This is a genomic window from Ascidiimonas meishanensis (assembly GCF_037782385.1).
In the GTDB taxonomy this organism is placed as follows: domain Bacteria; phylum Bacteroidota; class Bacteroidia; order Flavobacteriales; family Flavobacteriaceae; genus Ascidiimonas; species Ascidiimonas meishanensis.
This window is the reverse complement of sequence record NZ_JBBEXD010000001.1, coordinates 915,525-933,905: the sequence shown is the minus strand read 5'-3', so window position 1 is coordinate 933,905 and position 18,381 is coordinate 915,525. Positions and strand designations below refer to the sequence as shown.

At 33.7% G+C, this 18,381-nt stretch carries 20 protein-coding genes; 9 read left to right on the top strand and 11 right to left on the bottom strand.

What is annotated here, in order from left to right; genetic code table 11:
• The first annotated feature begins 2 nt into the window (after positions 1-2).
• Entirely contained in the window at positions 3-230 is a 228-nt protein-coding gene (locus WBG07_RS04080) for a hypothetical protein (protein WP_340199212.1), read from the top strand.
• 41 nt (positions 231-271) lie between these two features.
• Positions 272-844 (top strand): phosphatase PAP2 family protein, encoded by a 573-nt coding sequence (locus tag WBG07_RS04075; protein WP_340199211.1) that lies wholly within the window; start codon positions 272-274, stop codon positions 842-844.
• Here the strand turns inward: WBG07_RS04075 and WBG07_RS04070 are convergent.
• The 7 genes from WBG07_RS04070 to WBG07_RS04040 form a co-directional block, all read right to left on the bottom strand.
• Positions 841-1,521: a hypothetical protein gene (locus WBG07_RS04070; RefSeq protein WP_340199210.1), complete on the bottom strand. Its 681-nt coding sequence runs from the start codon at positions 1,519-1,521 to the stop codon at positions 841-843. The genes WBG07_RS04075 and WBG07_RS04070 overlap by 4 nt on opposite strands.
• On the bottom strand, positions 1,514-3,169 hold the full coding sequence (locus tag WBG07_RS04065) for an ArnT family glycosyltransferase (protein ID WP_340199209.1): 1,656 nt from the start codon (positions 3,167-3,169) through the stop codon (positions 1,514-1,516). The genes WBG07_RS04070 and WBG07_RS04065 overlap by 8 nt, the downstream gene beginning before the upstream one ends.
• Positions 3,166-3,786: a lipid-A-disaccharide synthase N-terminal domain-containing protein gene (locus WBG07_RS04060; protein WP_340199208.1), complete on the bottom strand. Its 621-nt coding sequence runs from the start codon at positions 3,784-3,786 to the stop codon at positions 3,166-3,168. The genes WBG07_RS04065 and WBG07_RS04060 overlap by 4 nt, the downstream gene beginning before the upstream one ends.
• A complete protein-coding gene (locus WBG07_RS04055; protein ID WP_340199207.1) occupies positions 3,787-4,500 on the bottom strand; it encodes a glycosyltransferase family 2 protein in 714 nt (237 codons plus the stop codon).
• Positions 4,501-4,558: 58 nt separating this feature from the next.
• Positions 4,559-5,650, bottom strand: coding sequence for a methylmalonyl Co-A mutase-associated GTPase MeaB (meaB, locus tag WBG07_RS04050; protein WP_340199325.1), 1,092 nt, complete (start codon positions 5,648-5,650; stop codon positions 4,559-4,561).
• Positions 5,647-6,204 carry a DUF2911 domain-containing protein gene (locus WBG07_RS04045; protein WP_340199206.1) on the bottom strand — a complete coding sequence of 186 codons (558 nt, stop codon included), beginning with the start codon at positions 6,202-6,204 and terminating at the stop codon, positions 5,647-5,649. Before WBG07_RS04045 ends, meaB begins: the two co-directional genes overlap by 4 nt.
• Positions 6,205-6,312: 108 nt before the next feature.
• Entirely contained in the window at positions 6,313-7,245 is a 933-nt protein-coding gene (locus WBG07_RS04040; RefSeq protein WP_340199205.1) for an aldose epimerase family protein, read from the bottom strand.
• Positions 7,246-7,844: 599 nt separating this feature from the next.
• On the opposite strand from WBG07_RS04040, the gene WBG07_RS04035 reads away from it, so the two are divergent.
• From WBG07_RS04035 to WBG07_RS04025, 3 genes are read left to right on the top strand one after another with little or no spacing between them, the layout of a single operon-like run.
• A complete protein-coding gene (locus WBG07_RS04035) occupies positions 7,845-8,390 on the top strand; it encodes an RNA polymerase sigma factor (protein WP_340199204.1) in 546 nt (181 codons plus the stop codon).
• Positions 8,374-8,967, top strand: coding sequence for a hypothetical protein (locus WBG07_RS04030; RefSeq protein WP_340199203.1), 594 nt, complete (start codon positions 8,374-8,376; stop codon positions 8,965-8,967). The genes WBG07_RS04035 and WBG07_RS04030 overlap by 17 nt, the downstream gene beginning before the upstream one ends.
• On the top strand, positions 8,939-10,408 hold the full coding sequence (locus WBG07_RS04025; protein WP_340199202.1) for a hypothetical protein: 1,470 nt from the start codon (positions 8,939-8,941) through the stop codon (positions 10,406-10,408). Before WBG07_RS04030 ends, WBG07_RS04025 begins: the two co-directional genes overlap by 29 nt.
• 2 nt (positions 10,409-10,410) lie before the next feature.
• Here the strand turns inward: WBG07_RS04025 and WBG07_RS04020 are convergent, their stop codons facing one another.
• From WBG07_RS04020 to WBG07_RS04010, 3 genes are all read right to left on the bottom strand, one after another.
• Positions 10,411-11,142, bottom strand: coding sequence for a sugar-binding protein (locus tag WBG07_RS04020; RefSeq protein ID WP_340199201.1), 732 nt, complete (start codon positions 11,140-11,142; stop codon positions 10,411-10,413).
• 48 nt (positions 11,143-11,190) lie between these two features.
• Positions 11,191-11,859 carry a peptide-methionine (S)-S-oxide reductase MsrA gene (msrA, locus tag WBG07_RS04015; protein ID WP_340199200.1) on the bottom strand — a complete coding sequence of 223 codons (669 nt, stop codon included), beginning with the start codon at positions 11,857-11,859 and terminating at the stop codon, positions 11,191-11,193.
• A gap of 153 nt (positions 11,860-12,012) precedes the next feature.
• Positions 12,013-12,354 carry a DUF6249 domain-containing protein gene (locus WBG07_RS04010; RefSeq protein ID WP_340199199.1) on the bottom strand — a complete coding sequence of 114 codons (342 nt, stop codon included), beginning with the start codon at positions 12,352-12,354 and terminating at the stop codon, positions 12,013-12,015.
• 133 nt (positions 12,355-12,487) lie between these two features.
• On the opposite strand from WBG07_RS04010, the gene WBG07_RS04005 reads away from it, so the two are divergent.
• The 4 genes from WBG07_RS04005 to WBG07_RS03990 all read left to right on the top strand — a co-directional run bounded on the left by WBG07_RS04005 (position 12,488) and on the right by WBG07_RS03990 (position 14,872).
• Positions 12,488-13,063 carry an RNA polymerase sigma factor gene (locus WBG07_RS04005; protein ID WP_340199198.1) on the top strand — a complete coding sequence of 192 codons (576 nt, stop codon included), beginning with the start codon at positions 12,488-12,490 and terminating at the stop codon, positions 13,061-13,063.
• A complete protein-coding gene (locus tag WBG07_RS04000) occupies positions 13,060-13,455 on the top strand; it encodes a hypothetical protein (RefSeq protein ID WP_340199197.1) in 396 nt (131 codons plus the stop codon). Before WBG07_RS04005 ends, WBG07_RS04000 begins: the two co-directional genes overlap by 4 nt.
• A complete protein-coding gene (locus WBG07_RS03995; RefSeq protein WP_340199196.1) occupies positions 13,452-14,141 on the top strand; it encodes a peptidoglycan DD-metalloendopeptidase family protein in 690 nt (229 codons plus the stop codon). Before WBG07_RS04000 ends, WBG07_RS03995 begins: the two co-directional genes overlap by 4 nt.
• 431 nt (positions 14,142-14,572) lie before the next feature.
• The gene (locus WBG07_RS03990; RefSeq protein WP_340199195.1) at positions 14,573-14,872 is read left to right on the top strand and encodes a hypothetical protein; all 300 of its coding nucleotides are present in this window, start codon (positions 14,573-14,575) and stop codon (positions 14,870-14,872) included.
• Positions 14,873-14,965: 93 nt separating this feature from the next.
• Here the strand turns inward: WBG07_RS03990 and secA are convergent, their stop codons facing one another.
• Positions 14,966-18,328 (bottom strand): preprotein translocase subunit SecA, encoded by a 3,363-nt coding sequence (gene secA, locus WBG07_RS03985; RefSeq protein ID WP_340199194.1) that lies wholly within the window; start codon positions 18,326-18,328, stop codon positions 14,966-14,968.
• Between the last annotated feature and the right edge of the window lie 53 nt (positions 18,329-18,381).

Here is an 18,381-nt window from a genome sequence, read left to right as displayed (position 1 = left end):
TTATGGAAATACCTAAATTTCTGTTGGGAGATAATACCGATTTTCAAGATGCTATTTTTGTAATTCATACTGATTTCCCCAGGTTTGTGATCGATTTGACAACAGACGAAGTAGAATGGTTGGAAGATTTAGACACTGCGGAAGCAAAAGAGTTAGAAGAAGAAATGACCTCCCTAATACAAGCAGCTACTGATTTTTACGACAGGGAAGTTAAGCGTTATGAAGATTAATTGGTTTTGTAAAGAAGACTAAGGATGCTTATCAATTAAAGATGTTAGAGAAACTTATTGAAGGAGACAAAAATTTGTTTTTGTACCTAAATAATTTAGGTACAGAACCATGGGATGCTTTCTGGATGTTTATGTCCAATAAATGGGCTTCTATCCCATTATATCTTCTCTTGTTAACACTTAGTATTTACAAGTTTGGATGGAAACGTGTTGGCTTGATGGTAATAGGTGTTGCACTAATGATTACTGCAACAGATCAATTAGCAAATTTTTTCAAATATGGAATCGGGAGATTTAGACCTTGTCATGATGAAACTATACTAGATCAAATGCGGCTCGTAAAATCATACTGTGGAGGCAAATATGGATATTTCTCTGCACATGCTGCCAATTCCTTTGCAGTTGCTACATTTTTTGTTTTGCTCTTAAAAAATAAATTCAAATGGATTCCATTTCTCCTATTAGCTTGGGCTTTACTAGTTGCCTATAGTAGAATTTATATAGGCGTTCATTTTCCATTAGATGTAGTAACAGGCATAAGTATAGGTATGTTGTCTGGCTGGTTATTCTATTCCCTTTATCAGCTAGCTACTATGAAATTTCTTAAAAATTAGTCCGGAGCGTTTTTTTTGAAAATAGAAGGGTTAAATGGATTTAGAAAAATAAGAAAAAAGATAACACCAAAAGCGAGTTCATACACTTCCCATTTTCTACTGGATGGATTAAGAGCAACCAGTATAGTACTTATTATAAATGCAATAGTGTGATGCCATTTTACCATAGGTACAGCAAAAAGATCTGCAAGATTTTTAAACCATTTGGTTTTTCTATACAAGATAGGAGAGACAATAAGATATAAAACCATCACTAACATTAATAACTGGCTAAAAATAATCTTGTTTATTTTTTTCCCTTCAACAACCAAGTTATGCAAATTGGTTTCACCCTGTGCGTTATTTTCTTTAAAAAAAGCTCCTGATTCTACATCAAAGATTCTTTGACCCCATGAGACCTCTTCACCTGCCGCAAAAAAGAACAAAAGCCCAAAAAGAAAGGTTCCCAATAGCCAAAGTTTATTCTTGTATTTTCCAATGGTTGCTAGACGATAAAAACATAAAATACTTAGGCAAAATAACATAATGGTAGTGCCCCATTCTACAGGACCGTCTTCAACGGAAAACCCAGTATCAAAATAATTCAAATTAGTAAATCCAAAATAAAGAGCAGCAGCGAATACCAAAATTAAAAATAAGTATCCTGTTTTTTCGGTTTTAGTAAGTATGTTAATCATATTGAATGTTATTTTTCTCAACTTGATAGTAGAGGCTTACCAATCTTTTTTTATGTTTTTTATCTTCCGGCGAAGCTCCATAATTTAAGTCGAAAGTATCTTTTAACGAGATTGTAAATTCCTTTCCAAAGATACGTTTAAATCGTTCTTCTTCTTTACTGTTCACTAATACTCCAAAAATATCTAGTTCTTCTAGTGTTGAAGCAATGGCATCGTCTTCAATTTCAGGTATGACATTTCCATAATGCCACAGCATTTCAGGGGCTATCTCACCAAAAGCATAAAGGGGTATTCCAATTGATTTTTCTTGAGATAATATGGCTATATTGTTATAGGCTGTATTTGTTTTTAGCGATTTAGCAATAGGTAAACCAAAAGTGGTAATACTCATTATAAAAGCGATGTTTAGTAAGAATACTTTGTAAAGACTATTCTTTTTAAGGTAATACAGCATTGTACCTGAAATGATCCATAAGGATACCGATGTGGTTGCAAACCATACCCATGGCTGTACAGGTAATTCTTTTAGAAAAAAATATCCTACCAAAGGAAAAGCGATTCCTATTAAGGATATCAATCCAAAATGCAGATAAATAGGGATTTTTTCTTTCCAGCTTTTCATTTTTTTAAACTCTCTAATAAAGTAGAGTATATAAAATCCGGTATTCATTGCCATAGGAATGAGGACAGGGGATAGGTAACGTGTTTTTTTCTCGGGAATTACAGATAACAGAATTACGGAAAGTAGCGTCCATAAAAAGGTAAAAAGATATGCCTTAGGATGAATTATCTTTTTTCGAACAAAAGGGTATAACAAGGCAAAAAATGAGGGTATCGTCCATACACCACTTTGAGTAAAAAAACTCCAATAATAGTAAAAGGGGCGTACGTTATAACTACTCCAATTACCGGTTTCTTTTTGCGCAATCTTTAGAAAAGAATCTGGATCTGCCATTCTAACATACCAGTACCACCATATACTTACAATAATGGCAACTAGTAGGCATACACTAAGTGGGAATCGTTTTGATTTGAATCCTGTATAACCAAAAGCAAATCCATAAGCTATTAAAAATGGCAAAAAAAGTGCATATAATGAAACAGGTCCCTTACTCATAAAAGAAAGCCCTGTAAAAAAAGCAGCCATAAATACATTACGCCAGATGTTGGTTTGCATTTGGAATAGCGAAAAATAAAAATAGATAGCTGTTAACATAAAACCATGGGCATAGATATCCCAAGGAGCCTCATTTGTGATGGCAATAATGTAGAAGGAAGTCACTAGAATGAGACCATTAATTAAGCTTTGTTGCCGGTCTTTAGTAAGTTTTAAAGAAAACTTGAATACAATAAGTGCCGTAAAAATGGCCATTAAGGCCGTGGGGAGTCTTAGCGCATAAAGATTTGATATTCCTATTGATTTACCAGCAAAGGCAGTAAACCATGTAGGTAAAGGAGGTTTTTCATACCTAGGAAGACCATTCATGGTAGTTAATAACCAATTCCCTTCATTAACCATTTCCCTTGCAGTAATAAAATTACGGGCTTCCATGATGGTTACGGGAAGAACATTCAAATGCAAAAGAAAAATAAAGATTCCTGCTAAAAGGATTGTCTTTACTGGATTATCTGTAAACCATTGGGTCATTGTTGCTTCTTTAAAATAAAAAGGTTTCTTGAGTAAATAAAAAGTCCTAAAGCATGTCCTGCAAACAATACAGGATCTTTACGGATAATTGCGTAAGTAAGTATTAGGGAAGCTCCTAGAAGGCTAAGGAGCCAAAAGCCAAAAGGAAGACTGGAGGTTTTTTTCTTTTCAGAGTAAATCCATTGATATACAAATCTAAATGTAAAAATAATTTGTGCGATACTACCAAGTAAAATTAACCACAAAGGAATCTGATCATTTCTAAAGAAGTCATCTATGTCATAGGCATTGTTGTTATACCCATAAACTACTACCAAAAAAGGAAAGATCCATAAAAACAATCTAAAAGCCTTCGGAAGCTTACCCCATTCACCCTGTAATTGAATATTCCTGATATAGATAAAATAAGTAAGTGTCTGGCCTAGCATAATCGCAAAATCATCTCTTAACCAACCATAAACAAATAATAAAAAAGAAGCAAATAAGCTAAGTTGCCAAAACAGTCTAGGGGTAAGTACTTTTTTGTTTTTTTCAGATAAGATCCATTGAAGTAACATACGACCTGAAAATAGTAATTGAGCCAGAAATCCGATTGCATAAATGAGCCATTCTCCCATTTATTTCTTTTTAGCTATATCATAATTAATATACTTCTTTTTCATCCACAAATAAGCAAAACAATCTGCCAAAGGTCCTAACAGGCGATTCCATAGTCCAAATTTAGCTTCTCCAGCAACCCTAGGGTAATGCCTTACAGGTATTTGAATAATGCGCCCATTTTGCAATAGAATCATTGCAGGTAAAAACCGATGTAGTCCTTTAAACATAGGAATTCTTTTTGCAAAGGAAGTTTTGATAACTTTTAATGGGCACCCAGTATCGTCCATTCCGTCATTGGTAAAAGTTCGGCGTATTACGTTGGCAATTTTGGAGGACATATTTTTAACAAATTTGTCTTTTCTTTCTGTTCTTACACCAGTAACAAGATCATAATCTTCAATATGTTCTAAAAGCAAGTTAAAGTCTTCGGGGTCTGTTTGCAAATCAGAATCAATATAACCAACTAAAGGTGTTTCAACATAATCAAAACCTGCTTTAATAGCAGCGCTTAGACCTTTGTTTTCTTTAAATTGAAGATACCCAAAATCTTGATTCTTATCACAAATCTCTTCAATTAGTTGCTGGCTGCCATCCTTTGAACCATCGTTTACAAATAAAACTCTGGTCTTTTTTGTTGCAATTCTGAGATAACCCAACAGCTCCTTTTCCACTCTTTGTAGATTTTCTTCTTCATTATAAACAGGAATAACAATCGTAAACTCGTAATTCATCAGATGTCAAAAATGGTGCTGCAAAGGTATTGTTTTATTATAAATAGTGTAAGCAATTTTAAGAATGTATAAGCTTTAGAATGATAGTGGCTGCTTCAAATGGGTTAATCTCATTATTTTCAATCGCTTTTAATTGTAGGTCCAGCTCTTTTTTAACCGCTGGTTTATTGTAAAACTGTAGTTTTAATTGCTCATCTATCGTGCGCATTAGCCAGAATTTATCTTGTTTAATTCTATTCTTCTGGATGCTTTGATTCGCGCTATTTATACTAATAAAATTCTCAATAATTTCCCATATCGTTTGTATTCCTGTTTTCTCAATGGAAGAGCAGAGTTCAACCTTAGGAATCCATCCGTTCTCTTTAGGTGGAAATAAATGTAATGCACTAGAAAAAGCTGCTTTTGCATGTCTGGCTGTTTTAAGGTTTTCTCCGTCTGCTTTATTGATTACAATGGCATCCGCCATTTCCATGATACCTCTTTTAATCCCTTGTAATTCGTCTCCTGCTCCTGCTAGTTTAAGTAGTAAAAAAAAGTCGGTCATACTATGGACGGCAGTTTCACTTTGACCAACTCCAACAGTTTCTACAAGAATAATTTCATAACCAGCAGCTTCACATAAAACAATCGCTTCTTTTGTTTTTCTCGCCACACCACCAAGAGAATCACCTGCGGGGGAAGGTCTAATAAATGCATTATCGTCTTTAACTAAGGCTTCCATTCTGGTTTTATCACCAAGAATACTTCCTTTTGAGATAGAACTGGTAGGGTCTACAGCTAAGACCGCTACTTTTTTGCCAATTCTAGTGAGATGTTTTCCTAAGGCTTCAATAAAAGTGCTTTTACCAACACCAGGTACACCTGTGATGCCTATTCTAATGGCATCATTGGAAAAAACAAGACATCTTTTGATAATTTGGGATGCTTTTTCCAAATGTGAAGGATTTGTACTTTCAACTAATGTAATCGCACGGCTGAGAGCAACTTTGTCTTGTTGAATTATACCAAGTACCAACTCATCAATACTAGGTTGGTTGCGTCTTTTTTTTTGAAGACTAAGAATAGTTTGTCTATTGATGTTTTGTTGCGCAACCACTCCAGGTTTCTCCTTTAATGATGATTTTTTTTCTGGTGTTTTCAATGAAATTATTTAATAGGAATTTCAAGTTTTGTGTTTTCCCATATCATAGTAAGCATTAGCTCATCTGTGTTTTCAAAAGCAAAAGTAAATCTCTCTGTTGCTTTGGCTTGTTCTATAACAGGAACAGTAATAGCGAGTACATCAAATTCTGGTTCTCGGCTTGGTTCAATTTTAGTGCCTTTTAAGGCAACACCCCAATCATAGCTTTTGCTATTAAAAATAACAGTCCAGTTTTCTTTTTCTGGAATAGTCCACAGCGTGTATGTACCGGAGGGTAGAGGCTTTCCCGCAACATTAATATCTTTGGAGGTGTTAAAAGCGGTAGCTTCATTTGCTCCAGTTCTCCAAACCTTACCATAAGGAATTAAATTCCCAAAAATTTTTCTACCTTTCATTGAAGGCTGGTTATAGTACAGGGAAAGGTCATGCCCATTTTCCTGATAATAAATAGTGGTTTCTGGACTATGTTTTTTTGTTATTTTTCTCATTATAGGACCTACAAAAAAATATGCAGTTACTACAATGCCTAGAACGATTAGAAAAATAATACCTAGCTTTTTCATTGATTATATTTATTTGGAAAGAGTTGAAAAACTCTTTGAGTTTGATTGGGTTACCCTCTTACAAAGATATTGAAATTTGAAACTTCATTTAAGGTGCCTCTTCAGGTTTTAGCTTTTAGTTAAAAATTGAAAAACACTTTTGTTTATATAGTTTTCCCCCGCTTTTAATATGGATGATGGAAAATTAGAGTGATTGGGCGCATCTGGATAATTCTGAGTTTCAAAACAAATAGCGGGAAATGAATCTGGGGTAAAAATCACCGCTGCTGGTTGGTTGGTAGTAACAAGCATTTTGATACCAGTATCCGGAGCTTCTATTTCTATCTGGTTGGAAGAATTATTTTTAAAAATAAATGTATCATCTACTCTGGTGAGCATTATAGGACGTTTCTGTCTGAAATCTTTTTCTGTATTAGATACCGAAAGTATATTTCCTGTAGGAACTAATTTTTTATTAGTTTCTAAATAAGAATCAGCGTTTACTTTTAACAAATGTGTATCAATGCTTTTACCATTTCCGCTAAGATTAAAATAAGAATGATTTGTCAAATTGAGAATGGTATCTCTATCTGTTTCTGCCTCATGCAAAATAACCAAACTATTATTCTTAGTAATTTTGTAAGTAACAAATGCTTCAACATTTCCTGGATAACCAGTATCAGAATGCTTACAAATATAACGGAAACGAACAAAGGGTTCTGGATTACTATCATTAAGTTCTTCTAGTTCCCAATATTGCATGCTCCAGCCATTTTTGCCACCATGAAGATGCACACCGTTTTGGTTGTCTAAATGTATTTCTTTGGAATTAAGGTTAAAAATGCCATTTGCAATTCTTCCTGCGTAACGACCAACACAAGCACCAAGATACTTTGGGTTGTTATAATAGTCTGGGTTGTTTTTAAAATTAATTACAATATTAAGAAACTCTCCTTGATTATTTTTAACTTCTAGTTTTTTAATAATCGCCCCATAGTTTAGTGCGGTAAGTTTAATAGAATCCGTTGTAATTTGATAGGGTATGATTTGGTTATTTGGCATTACACTAAATTACTAAATTTAAACAAATATAGTACTCTATTCCAAAAAATAGATACATAAAAAGACTTCGTTTGAGATGTCTTTTTATAATTATTAAAAGTAAAATACTAAATTATACCTGACTCATTCTTCCAATCAATTATGAATGCAATACTATTCATGTAAAATACATTATCAGAATCCATATACACTATTCCAGAAGCAATTTCATCTGAATTTTCATAACGACCCAACGGATTGGTATTTGCAAATCAGCACCTATTTCCTGAAGTTGCTTTTTGGTCATCCCATTTTGTCATACACAAAAACAGAATGATCTCTTTTGAGACTGCGACTAATAATGCAATGTCTATTTACACTTGTTTCTAAAAGGCGTTCATACTCTTTTCTAAAAGGTAATTTAATTTAGTTTCATTTTTAGAAATTTAAGACATGCATATAAACCTTATTTTAAATATGTGTTAATGTTTTTATTACACAGTGTAGTTTTCTATGAAATTGTTAAAAAAGAATTAAATTCTGTATTTATTGCAACGTCTTCTTTTTTATCTAGTCTTTAAGATGAATAGCAATTGTAACTCAACCGGAAACCAGCAGCGATGCTTCAGACAGAACTGATTGAAAAGTGTAAAATAAATGACCGAAAGGCACAATTGAACCTCTATAAAAAATATAGTGAGGGCATGTATTTTGTCGCAATGCGTTTTTTAAAAAATCAGGAAGACGCAGAAGATGTCATGCAAGAGGCATTTATCAAAGCTTTTCAAAGGATCCATCAGTACAAAGCAGAAGTAACCTTTGGTGCTTGGTTGAAACGTATCGTTATCAATAAATGTATAGATCATTTAAAGGGAAAGCAAATAGATACTTTTTCTTTAGAAGAAAATTTCTTACAGGTAACCGACAAAAATGAAGATTGGAAAATTTCTTCAGAAATAACGATTGATGAAGTGAAAAAGGCCATTTTAACTTTATCTGATAAATACAGATACGTAATTACACTTTACCTTATTGAGGGGTATGATCATGCCGAGATATCAGATATTTTAAAAATTTCGGAAGTGACCTCAAGAACACAGCTTTTAAGAGGAAAACAAAAGTTAAGAGAACTATTAAATACCAGGTATCATGGAACGAGATCTTAGGGAATTATTTAAGGAGTCTAACAAAATAGAACTACCTGAGTTAAGACAAGGGCATGAAAAGCGTTTTGAACAAAAATTAGATCAGAACTTTCCCAGAACACGCACGAACACCTTTTTTTATCTTAAGGTTGCTGCTTCGCTATTGATTTTAATAACTACTGGATATTTTTTATTGAAATCCTTAAAATCAGAGGTTATAAATGATACCCCAGATATTGTTAATACAATAGATAAGGAAGCCAAAAATCCAACAACGATCTCATTAGGCGATATTTCTCCTGGTTTGAAGAAAGTAGAAGATTATTATGTAACGAACATTCATATAGAACTTTCAGAAATTGAAGTAACAGCCACCAATAAAAAACTTTTTGATGGATATATGGCCAAATTATCTGAACTCAATGATGAATATCAAAACCTCTCTGAAGAATTAGTTAATATGGGCCCCAATGAACAGACCATTACAGCCCTCATAGATAATTTACAATTAAGATTACAATTGCTTTATCAGTTAAAAGAAAAACTTAAAGAACTTAAAGAAACTAAAGATGATAAATTTAAAGATAAACAGGTATAATTCTCTATTTTACGCTGTTTTTTGCCTTTGCTTTGTTGCAAATGCGCAAAAGCAAAGTAAAAAATACAAGGAGACTTTTAAAGTAGGTGATGAGGTTGAATTAAATATTAATACCAGCCATACCAATATTGAATTTGAGACCTGGGACAAAGACGTAATTGAAGTACATGGTGTAATTGAAATTGAAGATGCTACAAAGGAAGCAGCAGAGGCCTATTTTAAAAATTGGAATTTTAAAGCAACCGGAAATAGTAAGGAAGTAGCTGTAAGTTGTGATACAAACCGTAGTTTTACGTTTATTTCTAATGGGAATACTATTATTAGTGAGGATGATTTTGATTTTGTATTTGAACTCCCAGAGATTGCAGAAATTCCTGAAATAGCACCTTTGGTAATGCGTCTTCCAGAAATTCCACCAATGCCTCCATTACCTATGAACGGATTTAACTCTTTTTCTTTTGATTATGAAGCTTATAAAAAAGATGGAGATAAGTACCTAGAGAAGTGGAAGAAAGCTTTTAATAAGAATTTTGATAAAGATTTTAAGAAGGAAATGGAAGCTTGGAAAGTGGAAGTGAAAAAGTACAAAGAAGAGGTAATGAAACTGCGAGAGGAGCAATCTAAAGAACGCACCCAAATGCGAAAAGAGATGGTTGAAGTTCGTGAAGCGCAACGAAAAGAGCGGGATGAAATTAGAAAAGTTGCTCGCGAAGAAAGTAGAAAAGCTCGTGAGGAAGCTAGAAAGTTTAGGGTTGAGATACTAGAAGAAGCTAGAGAAAATGGGAAATCAAACAGCAATTTTTATTTTTATTCGTCTGATGGAAATGAAAAAAATCTAAAAGTCAAAAAAACGATTAAAATAAAAATGCCCAAGCGAACAAAATTGAAATTAAATGTTCGGCACGGAGAAGTAAAGCTCGCAGAGAATACAAAAAATATTAAAGCAACCTTGTCTCATACAAGGTTGTTTGCCCGTATTGTGGATGGTCGTGAAACCTTAATAGAGGCCTCTTATTCACCTGTATTGGTTGAGAATTGGAAGTATGGAGAGCTTAAAGTTAACTATATCCGTGATGTAGCTATTGATCGTGTAAAAAGTCTTAAACTTACGTCCAACTCTTCTGATGTGAATATTGGTGTTTTAGAAGGAGAAGGCTATATTAATGGGTCTTTTGGAAAACTTAGTATTGATGCGATTGCTCAAACTTTTTCAAATTTGGATATTGGCCTTGAAAATACAGATGCAGTTTTTATATTACCTAAGGAAGCATTTACACTTTCGGTTAATTCGGCCGACAGTCAGATAAGCTATCCTGAGTATCTCACAATGTCTATGAAAGACAAATACTCAAATCAAATCGTTAAAGGATATTATAAAAATGCAAATACCCCAAAATCTATCACTTTAAATGCTAGGTACAGTAAAATACTTTTTAAATAAATCTATTCCTCCAACTGCAATGTTCCAAAAATATCAGCATTAATCCATCCTTGATTTTTATCTTCACCAGGAACAAAAACAGAACCTATGAAATTCTCACGTTCCTTACTAGCGTCATTGTCACAATAAGCCAAGGCAAATCCTATCTTCTTTCCTTTTTCAAGTGATACAGGTATATTTTCTTTACCATCCATAAAAGAATCGTCATACAGTTTTATTGAAAGTTCCCAAATACTCTTATCACCCTTTAGCGTTCTTTTAGAAACAACATGATCATTGTAAAGTCTGGGTTCCTTATCAGGTGCAATATCTACAACATTGCCGTCTAAAGCAACATGATAAGCAAATGCGTTGTGCGTGTATTGATGCCCTCCTCCAGAATTATCTTCGTCAATAAAAACTTCCACACAATCATCATCCCACCAAAGTTTCAAGGGGTCTTTGTTTTGATCAAATAAACTATCATCTACAATCTCAACCAGTAAGTACAAAGAGCTTTCTCTCCATGAAAGTTTATACCTTCCAGAGAAGTCTTTTTCGGTATAATCAGTTCCCAGCCATTTTTGGTCTAAAGGAAGCCAAACTGAGTTTTCCCAACATTGATCGTCTTCAACTCCGTTTAAGATAGGCGCTTCTGTAGCTTTTTTAACGGTTATTATTTGATGATCCTGTTTTGCATGTTTTGAACATCCGGAGATGAATAAAACCAAAAGAAACAAAGTAAACTTTTTCATAGCTATAAAGATACTAAAAAAGAAAAACCCCATAATTTGGGGCTTTTACTAGTGGTCTTTTTTAAGCAAATCAGGAAACTTTTTCTGAAACTTTTTTAATCTTGGAATGGACACATTTCTTATATATGCATTGTTGGGATGTTTTTTTTCATAGTCTTGATGGTAATCTTCAGCCTTCCAAAATTTTTCAAAGGGAACTACTTCGGTAACTATTTTTTTGTCAAAAACCTTTTTACTTTCCAATTCTTTAATATAATTAGTAATGATTTGCTGTTCTTTAGGGTTTTTGTAGAATGCGATAGATCTATATTCAGCACCTCTATCTGGCCCCTGTCTATTGAGTGTAGTTGGATCTTGAGAACCAAAGAAAACTTTTACGAGTGTCTCAAAACTCACTTCTTCTGGATCATAATATACTTCAACTGCTTCCGCATGGCTAGTTAAACCTCTACCAACTTGTTGATAGGTTGGGTTTTCTTCTTTTCCACCAGAATATCCAGACACTACTTCTTTAACTCCAACTACGCTTTCAAAAATAGCTTCTACACACCAAAAGCACCCACTAGCAAAGTATGCAGTTTCATACTCTTGTAAGTCTTGAGAAACATCCGTTAAATTTTGAGGTAGCTTATCTTGCTTCGAATTGCTATTTATTTGGCATGAGATCAACAAAAATATCGAGAGCAATGCTACGGTATTTGATTTAAATTTATACATATTCTATAAGATTTTGGACATAGATAGTCTGCATATTACTAAATTCCTTTCGTTTAAAGGATATAAAATATGTTAAGATTTTGAATACAGAAGTATCGCAATAGCCATACTTCTGTATTTTTCACACCTTTGCTGAGCATGAAATAACTAAAATTATTTAATATTTTTAGACAGTTGAAACCCCGTAAATAAACCTATTCCGGCTAATAAGAATATGGTACCAGGAAAGGCAATTTCTGCATCTACATTTAAGTGATTATGTAAAATTCCAGCTATAAAAATGCCAATACCAATACCTGATAATAATAATGCTAAGTTTAAAATAATAACTTTCCATACTGGAAATGGCTCTTTAGGTTTTTTACTGAAGAAAATGGAAGCGTCTGCTCCCTTTTCAATCAGTGCAAGCCTTTCTTTATTACGGGTTGAATAGGCTAAATAGGCAATCCCAAAGATCACTAAAAATAAACTGACAAATACAACTACTGCTTCCATTTGATACTTTTTTAATTGATTAAATAAATGTTCGTTTTATTCTTATGACTCTAATTATCTTGTTTAGGTTACAACATTTAAAAATAAAATAACAAAATGTAACCTTACAGGACGTTTTATCGTCTTATTAATAATGGCTGACCAATTAGACCAATATTATATTGAACAAACCTTAAAAGGTAATAAGCATGCTTTTGCCTTTTTACTAAGAAAATACAAAGATCTTGTGTTTAGTATCGCTTTGAAATTATTAAGAGATAGGGAGGAGGCAGAAGATATTGCACAAGAAATTTTTATAAAGGCATATCGTTCATTACATAAGTATAAAGGAGATTCAAAATTTTCTACATGGTTGTATCGTATTGCTTACAATAGTTGTTTAGATAAAATTAAACTAAGTAAAAGATTCTCCTTTATAAAAAAGGGGGAGGACAACAACTTACAGATTCCTAATTTGGAAATAGAAGTATTGGAAGATCTAGAATGTGAAGACAGAAAACGGTTGATTAAGGCAGCAATAGCTTCTTTAGGTAAAGAAGATCAAACATTGATTATGCTATATTATTATGAAGACTTATCTTTAATAGAAATAGCAGAGATTACTGGTTTAAAAGAAAATACCATTAAAGTACGCTTGCATAGAAGTCGTGGTAAACTAGCTCATTTATTAAAAGGGCATGAAGCTACTCTTAAATATAAAAATATATGAATAGGGAAGAAAAGCAACTAAAATCATGGATAAAGGAGGCTGGATTAGAAAGCCCATCTAATGATTTTGAAAAGAATTTTATGGCAAGGTTGGAAGAAGAGGCGGCATATGTGTCAAATTCAAAACCCTTAATTTCAAAGTCTACATGGGTTTTAATTTTCTTAGGAAGCGCTTTCTTATTGGGAGTGGCTTATTTTGGATCAGAAGACACCTATTTGTCAACAAATTTTTTTGATAGAATTCTGTTACCCTTAGAGGCTGTTTCCTTAGAAATTACCAATTTTACGATTCCTAAATCGGCTATTTATGGAATACTTTTCTTTGTGATCATGCTTTTCGTTCAAATTTTAGTTATTAGAAATCAGTATCAAAATCATTACCAGAATAAATGAATTCGTCCTTTATTACCAGATTTAAACAAATTTTTACACCAAGTTTTATAGCACCTCTTAATAAAACAATTTCTAGGACTGAATACATACCTATAGATCTGTCATCAGATAATCCAGAATTGGTAAATCTGGATATGTCAGATCCAGACAAAATGGAAAGCTATATAAAGGAATATCTTATTCAAAACAATGGGCAAGTTGCTTATGGGGGGTATTTGGAAAAACGAAACCTTTATAAGAGTAGTGCTTTATTTCAGCATAATTCATTAGCTCCAAGAAATATTCATTTAGGGGTTGACTTCTGGTCTTCGGCAGGAACTCAGGTAATTACCCCTCTGGATGGTGTTTTGCATAGTTTTAATGATAATAGTAGCAGCGGTGATTATGGTCCTACAATCATATTAGAACACAAGTTTGAGGAAGAAGTTTTTTATACCCTCTATGGGCATTTATCCAAATTATCTTTAGAACCATTATACATTGGAAAGACTTTTAAGGCCGGAGATTTGTTAGGAACATTAGGAAGACCCCAAGAGAATGTAAATTATGCTCCTCACCTTCATTTTCAACTTATTCTTGATCTAGAGGGTAGAAAAGGAGATTATCCCGGTGTATGTAGTAATGAAGACAAAAACTTTTTTTATAACAATTGTCCCAATCCTACTTTAGTGTTGGCAATTGACTAAACAGTTCAGTCATGATAGCCTAAAAGTGAAAATAAGATAAAAAAAGAGGCAGCTCATTTAGAAACTACCCCCTCGCTCTATTAATCAATTAAATAAACACTTAATAAAACTCTACTAGGATATTATATTACACCTACAGAATTATTTTTAATCTGAACAAAAGAAGTGGGGTTATTTAACAAAGATAGATTTTTATTGAATTTTCACAAAAATTACCAATGTTTATTTTTGAATTTTAAATTTTAAAGACGATTTAATCAATAATTGGCAATATTGAACTTAGGTAGATTACTAAATTGTTATATCTTTTAAGATTAAAAAACCATTAATAGTTTGTTGGCTACCATTCGTCTATATAAATCTTCCATCTAACGATATTGAAGTAGCAACTTTTATAGAGGTTTCTATATTTGCCTTATAAACGTACAAATATGAACCCCGATATTAGTCACTTACAAACACCACATTTATTAACCTACTGTTTTTCTTTTGATGCCGCTAGCACTGTCTCTGTTTATATAGATAAAGGACTTAACCAGCTATGGGCAAAAGTAGATGGTAAAATGCAACATTTTAACTCTTTACCATGGAAATATAAGGCGCCTATGTTTTTTGAAATACAGGGCAATAAGAATGTTACAGATGCGCTTCAAGGTTTATCGGCCTCCAAGGCTGTTGAATTATATATAAAAGCATTATACATATATCAAGACCCCTCCTTTTTGAATTAGGATTGATTTTTTTTAGATTTTTTGAGTTTAATGAGAGAGAAAAGGCAGTAATCACAATTGATTACTGCTTTTTTGATAAATACATTTTTTTAATCAGGATTCTACCAAAACCCACTCGCCTTTATTAATTAAAGGTTCTGCTTGTTTATATTTAAGAGTTTTATTCTCACCACTCATTACATTTTTTATGGTAACCCTATCATTACGCCCTATTTTAGGTTTGTCCCTAACGATAGTTTCTGTTACTTGCTGCTGGCGAGATTGGCTTTGTCCTGCATGACGATTTCTCGCAGCAAGCTCATCGCTATTTAAAACTTCTTCTTTAGAGGTTTGCAACCTTTCTTTTGGCCTTGAAACTGCTTTTGCCTCTTGTATGGCGTCAGCACCCTGTGAAGGAAGTTCTCCTTTAAAAAGAAATGAAATCACTTCTTTATTCACCTTATCAATCATGGCTTTAAAAAGCTCAAAAGCTTCAAATTTATAAATAAGGAGCGGATCTTTTTGCTCATGTACAGCTAACTGTACAGAATGCTTTAATTCATCCATTTTTCGCAAATGCGTTTTCCATTCTTCATCTATTATGGCTAGGGTAATATTTTTTTCAAAATCTGCCACTAATTTTTTACCATTACTTTCGTATGCTTCTTTAAGATTGGTAACAATATTGAGTGATTTTATACCATCTGTAAACGGCACTACGATCCGCTCAAAACGATCTCCCTGATTCTCAAATACGTCTTTTATGATTGGGAAAGCGGTCTTGGCGTTTCGCTCCGTTTTAGATTCGTATTGCAGCAGTGCAGCCTTATAAATTTTTGATGCGAGTTCTATTGCCGTAATTTTATCGAATTCTTCTTCTGTAACTGGTGAACTAATCGAGAAATATTTAATTAGTTCAAACTCCAGATTTTTAAAGTCATTAGCCTGTTTATTTGTGTCGGCAATCAGCTCAGCAGTATCAAAGATCATATTTGCGATATCTACTTTGAGTCTTTCTCCTTCTAAGGCATGTCTTCTTCTTTTGTAAACTACCTCTCTTTGAGCATTCATTACGTCATCATATTCCAATAATCTTTTACGAACGCCAAAGTTATTTTCTTCCACTTTTTTCTGTGCTCTTTCAATAGATTTGGTCATTAACGAGGCTTGAATTACCTCCCCTTCTTCAAGACCCATTCTGTCCATCCACTTAGCAACCTTATCTGAACCAAACAGTCTCATTAGATTGTCTTCTAATGAAACATAGAATTGTGAACTTCCTGGATCTCCTTGACGTCCAGATCTACCTCTTAATTGCCTATCTACACGTCTAGAATCATGTCGCTCTGTACCAATAATAGCAAGTCCTCCAGCTTCTTTCACTTCATCAGACAATTTAATATCTGTTCCTCTACCTGCCATATTCGTGGCAATGGTAACTACTCCAGGGTTACCAGCTTCAGCAACAATATCTGCTTCTTTTTTATGAAGTTTTGCATTCAGAACATTATGCGGAATTTTACGAATAGTAAGTGTTCTACTCAAAAGTTCTGATATTTCTACCGAAGTAGTACCCACCAGTACGGGTCTTTTTTGTTGTACTAAATGGTCTATCTCTTCTATGATAGCATTATACTTTTCTCTTTTTGTTTTATAAATACAATCCTCCTTATCTATTCTGGCTATAGGTCTATTGGTAGGTATTTCAACCACATCTAGCTTGTAGATTTCCCAAAATTCTCCTGCTTCAGTTACGGCAGTACCTGTCATACCTGAAAGTTTGGAGTACATTCTGAAATAATTTTGTAAAGTAACCGTAGCAAAAGTTTGTGTAGCAGCTTCAATCTTTACATTTTCTTTAGCTTCAATTGCTTGATGCAAACCGTCTGAATATCTTCTTCCATCCATTATACGACCAGTTTGCTCATCTACAATCATAACCTTATTGTCCATGACAACATATTCCACATCTTTTTCAAAGATCGTATATGCCTTAAGTAACTGATTCATGGTATGAATACGTTCGCTTTTTACACTAAATTCAGTAAACAATTTTTCCTTAAGTTCTGCTTCTTCTTCAATTGGCATGCCTTTTTTCTCTATCTGAGCAATTTCATAGCCTACATCTGGCATTACAAAAAAATCAGGATCTGCATCTCCAGAAAGGTACTCGATACCCTTATCTGTTAATTCTATCTGATTATTTTTTTCTTCAATAACAAATAGCAGTTCAGCGTCAACAATGGGCATTTCCCGATTGTTGTCTTGCATATAATAATTTTCGGTTTTTTGCAAGAGTTGTTTAACCCCTTCTTCACTTAAGAATTTAATAAGTGCTTTGTTCTTTGGGAGCCCCCTGTATACCCGTAATAAGAGAAGACCTCCTTCTTTGGTGTCTCCAGCTTTAATAAGTTTTTTGGCTTCTGCAAGAACACTAATAAGGTATTGACGCTGTTTACTTACAATATCTGCTACTTTTGGCTTTAACTCATTAAATTCGTGGCGATCTCCTTGCGGAACGGCCCCCGATATAATTAACGGAGTTCTTGCATCGTCTATCAAAACAGAATCCACCTCATCTACTATAGCATAGTTGTGTTTTCTTTGTACCAGATCTTTAGGGGCATGTGCCATATTATCTCTTAAATAGTCAAAACCAAACTCATTGTTGGTTCCATAAGTGACATCTGCTTCATATGCCTTTCTTCTAGCATCTGAATTTGGTTGATGATAATCTATGCAATCTACAGTGAGACCATGAAAATTTAAGAGTGGTGCCATCCAAGCACTATCTCTTTTCGCCAGATAATCATTAACCGTTACCAAATGCACGCCATTTCCGGTGAGTGCATTCAGATAAACGGGTAGGGTTGCTACAAGTGTTTTACCCTCACCTGTCATCATTTCGGCTATTTTACCTTGATGCATAGCAATACCTCCAATTAGCTGAACGTCATAATGCACCATATCCCAGGTTATTTCTTTACCAGCAGCATCCCAAGAATTTGCCCAGATTGCTTTTTCTCCACTAAGCGAAACAAAATCTTTTGAAGCCGATAATTCTCTGTCAAATGCAGTTGCTTCAACACTGAGTGTTTTATTCTCTGTAAATCGCTTAGCAGTCTCTTTCATTACTGCAAATGCTTCAGGGAGAAGTTCATTGAGAACCCCTTCCGTTGCTTCATAGGAATCCTTTGCTAAAGCATCTATTTCTAAGTAAATATCCTCTTTACGGTCAATGTCACTTGAACTTTCTGCTTCCTTTCTTAATTTTTCAATTTCCTCATTAAAGGTATGGCGGGCTTCCTGTATCTTGCTTTTAAATTCATTGGTTTTTGCGCGTAATTCATCATGAGACAAACCAGACAAGCTACTTTCAAAAGACTTTATCTGGTCTACAATAGGTTGTATCTCTTTTATGTCTTTTTTCGCCTTATCTCCAACAAATATTTTGATAACGGAATCTAATAATTTCATAATATTCTTGTGTAATTCTAAAGTTCAAAATTAAGCAAAAAAAAAGCCTCTAA